The sequence below is a fragment of the Daejeonella sp. genome (assembly GCF_049655485.1).
In the GTDB taxonomy this organism is placed as follows: Bacteria; Bacteroidota; Bacteroidia; order Sphingobacteriales; family Sphingobacteriaceae; genus Daejeonella.
The window spans coordinates 1-4,118 of the sequence record NZ_JBASJU010000420.1 but is presented as its reverse complement, the minus strand read 5'-3'; the positions used below and the strand labels follow the sequence as shown (position 1 = coordinate 4,118).

Here is a 4,118-nt window from a genome sequence, read left to right as displayed (position 1 = left end):
GGGGGCAGTTGTTTCCCTAAAGACGTCCAGGCACTTGCGCAATCTGCTAAGGAAAATAAATACGATTTCAAGATTCTGGAATCCGTGATGGACGTCAATAATACTCAGAAGACTCTAATGGTAGAGAAAATGAGAAAATATTATAATGGAGATTTGAAGGGTAAAAAGATAGCGATTTGGGGATTGGCGTTTAAACCGGAAACCGATGACATAAGAGAGGCTCCCGCATTATATATAATAGATGAATTGTTAAAGGACGGTGCTGAAGTGCATGTATTTGATCCGGAAGCAATGGATAATATAAAGAAACTAAAAGGTGATAAAATTGTCTTTGGTGAAAATCAGTACGATATATTAAATGGTGCCGATGCATTGATGATAGTTACCGAGTGGTCTGTATTTAGAACTCCTGATTTTGAACGGATGAGTTCTCTTTTAAAACAAAAAGTAGTGTTCGACGGACGGAACTTGTACGAACTACAGAAGATGATCGATCTTGGATATTATTATAATAGCATAGGTAGAAAAGTAATACCTAATTAATCTGCACAATCTTTAGCCTTTTAAGTATCAACAAATGAATGAAAGAAAGCGTATACTGATCACCGGCGCAGCTGGTTTTCTGGGATCACATCTTTGTGATCGCTTTATAAAAGAAGATTTCCATGTTATTGGAATGGATAATCTTATAACAGGGGAATTGAGAAATATCGAACACCTATTTCCGCTCGAAAACTTTGAATTCTATAATCACGATGTGTCCAAGTTTGTATATGTTTCAGGATCAGTTGATTACATCCTGCACTTTGCATCCCCAGCAAGTCCTATCGATTATTTGAAAATTCCGATCCAAACCTTAAAGGTTGGCTCCCTCGGGATTCACAATCTTTTAGGCTTGGCCAGGGCAAAGGGATCACGGTTACTTATCGCTTCAACTTCTGAAGTTTATGGCGACCCTACTGTTAATCCACAGCCCGAAGAATATTGGGGTAACGTAAATCCGGTAGGTCCCCGGGGCGTTTATGATGAAGCTAAACGCTTCCAGGAAGCTATGACAATGGCTTACCACACATTTCATGGCCTTGAAACCCGTATCGTCAGGATTTTTAATACTTATGGTCCACGTATGCGTCTAAATGATGGACGTGTATTACCGGCTTTCATTGGGCAGGCCCTGAGGGGAGAAGATTTGACAGTTTTTGGAGACGGATCGCAAACCCGTTCCTTCTGTTACGTCGACGATTTAGTAGAGGGCATATACCGGTTATTATTCTCTGATTACGCCCAGCCCGTTAATATCGGAAATCCGGATGAGATCACTATCAGAGAATTTGGTGAAGAGATTATTAAATTAACCGGCACTAAGCAAAAAATGGTATATCATGATTTACCAACAGATGACCCTAAACAGCGTCGTCCAGATATAACCAAGGCCCGTAAAATATTAAATTGGGAACCTTTGGTTGGAAGGTCGGAAGGCTTAAAAATCACATACGATTATTTTAAGTCGCTGCCCGAGAAAGAAATTAAACACAAAGATTTTACTTACTACAACAATAAATAATGTCCGGAAAAAAAGTTCTCGTTACAGGTGGTACAGGTTTTATAGGTTCTCATACCGTAGTCGAATTGATAAATGCAGGTTACACTCCAATTATTATTGATGACCTTTCCAATTCAACACCTCAAATCCTTAATCAGATTGAAACAATAACTGGTGTAAAGCCTGATTTTTTTCAGTTCGATCTTTGTGATTCAAAAGCTACTTTCGAATTTATCTCACAAAATTCGGATATCGATGGGATCATACACTTCGCTGCATTTAAAAGTGTGGGTGAATCTGTTGAAAATCCTTTAAGCTATTACCGAAACAATTTATATTCCCTGGTAAATCTATTAGAATCTCTTTCAGATCGTCCAATGAATTTTGTCTTCTCATCGAGCTGTACGGTTTATGGGGAGCCAGAAAAATTGCCAGTGACCGAGGAAGCTCCCGTAAAAAAGGCGGAATCACCGTATGGGAATACAAAGCAAATTTCAGAGGAAATATTGCTTGATACAACCAAAGCAAAGGGGAACCTGAAAGTAACAGCGCTGCGTTATTTTAACCCGGTGGGTGCTCATGCATCTGCATTAATTGGGGAATTGCCTACGGGAGTTCCTCAGAACCTTGTACCCTTCATTACCCAGGCCGCCATAGGCAAGCGCGGCGATATAGTAGTTCACGGCAATGATTATAACACACCCGATGGTACTTGCATCCGGGATTACATTCATGTTGTGGATCTTGCCAAAGCTCACATATCTGCCCTTAAAAAGATGGAGCAGCATACCGATGAGGATCGTTTCAAAGTTTATAATATTGGCACCGGAAAAGGCAGTTCAGTACTTGAAGTAATTCATGCTTTTGAAAATGCGACTGGAGTCAAAGCTGGATACAAAATGGGGCCACGTCGTCCCGGAGATGTGGAACAAATCTTCGGGGAGGTTGGTAAAGCAGAAAGAGAACTGGCCTGGAAAGCCGAATTAAACCTTTCCGTGATGATGAGCTCAGCCTGGGCCTGGGAAAATTATATCAAGGAAAACCCTATGTAAGGATCGGAAATTAAGATTTATCCTGAAAACTCCCTCAGGGGGCTTATTAAAACTATTACACAATGAAAAAAATATTGATTACCGGAGGCGCGGGCTTTATCGGTTCCCACGTCGTCAGGCGTTTTGTTAATTCATATCCTGAATATCAAATTATCAATTTAGATAAACTTACCTATGCGGGTAACCTTTTGAACTTACAGGATATAGAAAATAAAAATAACTATCGTTTTATTAAAGGGGATATCGTTGACTCTGCTTTTATTAACGATTTATTCGTTTCCGAGAATATACACTCAGTTATTCATTTGGCGGCTGAATCACATGTTGACCGTTCGATCAGTAATCCACTGGAGTTTGTCATTACCAATGTTGTTGGTACGGTTAATCTTCTTAATGCCGCAAGAAACGCCTGGAAGGACAATTTAAGTGATCATCGTTTTTATCATGTCTCAACAGATGAGGTTTATGGCAGCCTTGGCGAAGAAGGACTTTTCCGTGAGGACACAGCTTATGATCCACATAGTCCATATTCAGCGTCAAAGGCAAGTTCAGATCATTTTGTAAGGGCGTATCATGATACTTATGGGATGGACGTGGTCATTTCGAACTGTTCGAATAATTACGGTTCCTATCATTTTCCTGAGAAACTAATTCCTCTGGCGATAAACAATATTAAAAATTCCCGGCCAATACCGGTTTATGGTAAAGGAGATAACATCCGCGACTGGCTCTGGGTCGAAGATCATGCCAGAGCGATTGATGTGATATTTCATGGAGCAAGCGCCGGCAGTACGTATAATGTCGGGGGGCACAACGAGTGGAAAAATATAGACCTTATTAACTTGTTATGTAAGATCATGGATGAAAAACTTAACCGTGAGCCCGGTACTTCCGCCAAGTTGATAACTTTTGTAACTGATCGTGCAGGTCACGATCAACGGTATGCTATCGATTCTTCAAAACTTCAGAAAGACCTGAACTGGACGCCGAGCCTTCAATTTGAAGAAGGGTTAGCCAAAACAGTCGACTGGTACCTGGAAAATGAGGAGTGGTTACAAAATGTTACGTCAGGAAATTATCAATCATATTACAAAGATCAATATTCCGAAAGATAATTTTTTTTATACATATAGAACGGGCACGTGGCCTGTAAAACACTTTCTAATTCATTGCTGTCGCAATTAGTTTATTAGCGCCGAAGCTTAAAGTTGACCTGAGAAACCCATTTGGTCAGCTTGCATACCTTATGGCGAAAAATATTTGGAGATGGGAGAATTCTTGTTCGAATGCTTTCGCACGGGTTAATAAATTATTATTTATACTTGTATTATGCTCCCCATAGAGAGTGCGACTACTATGCAAAATAAAAACGAGCAAATAAGTACGCTGATCGAGTTGAATGATGAGCTCGAGAATTATTTCCGAAATACCATTATCCCGCAGCTTTTCGTAGATGCGCACCTCATTCTTAGGAAATTCACCCCACCCGCTATGAGGCAATTTAGTCTGGCCCTGGCAGATGT

5 protein-coding genes are annotated in these 4,118 nt (G+C 40.3%); all 5 read left to right on the top strand.

Features of this window, described 5'->3' with window-relative positions; genetic code table 11:
• Nucleotides 1-543, top strand: a 543-nt coding sequence (locus WBJ10_RS16940) for a UDP binding domain-containing protein (protein ID WP_424292437.1), incomplete at its 5' end; no start/stop codon positions are given.
• Nucleotides 544-577: 34 nt separating this feature from the next.
• Nucleotides 578-1,564, top strand: a complete 987-nt coding sequence (locus tag WBJ10_RS16935) for a UDP-glucuronic acid decarboxylase family protein (RefSeq protein ID WP_424292435.1) — start codon at nucleotides 578-580, stop codon at nucleotides 1,562-1,564.
• Nucleotides 1,564-2,595: a UDP-glucose 4-epimerase GalE gene (galE, locus tag WBJ10_RS16930; RefSeq protein WP_424292433.1), complete on the top strand. Its 1,032-nt coding sequence runs from the start codon at nucleotides 1,564-1,566 to the stop codon at nucleotides 2,593-2,595. Before WBJ10_RS16935 ends, galE begins: the two co-directional genes overlap by 1 nt.
• Before the next feature lie 62 nt (nucleotides 2,596-2,657).
• A complete protein-coding gene (gene rfbB / locus WBJ10_RS16925) occupies nucleotides 2,658-3,710 on the top strand; it encodes a dTDP-glucose 4,6-dehydratase (protein WP_424292432.1) in 1,053 nt (350 codons plus the stop codon).
• 214 nt (nucleotides 3,711-3,924) lie between these two features.
• Nucleotides 3,925-4,118 (top strand): PAS domain-containing protein (locus WBJ10_RS16920; protein WP_424292430.1); only part of this gene is annotated, 194 nt, incomplete at its 3' end.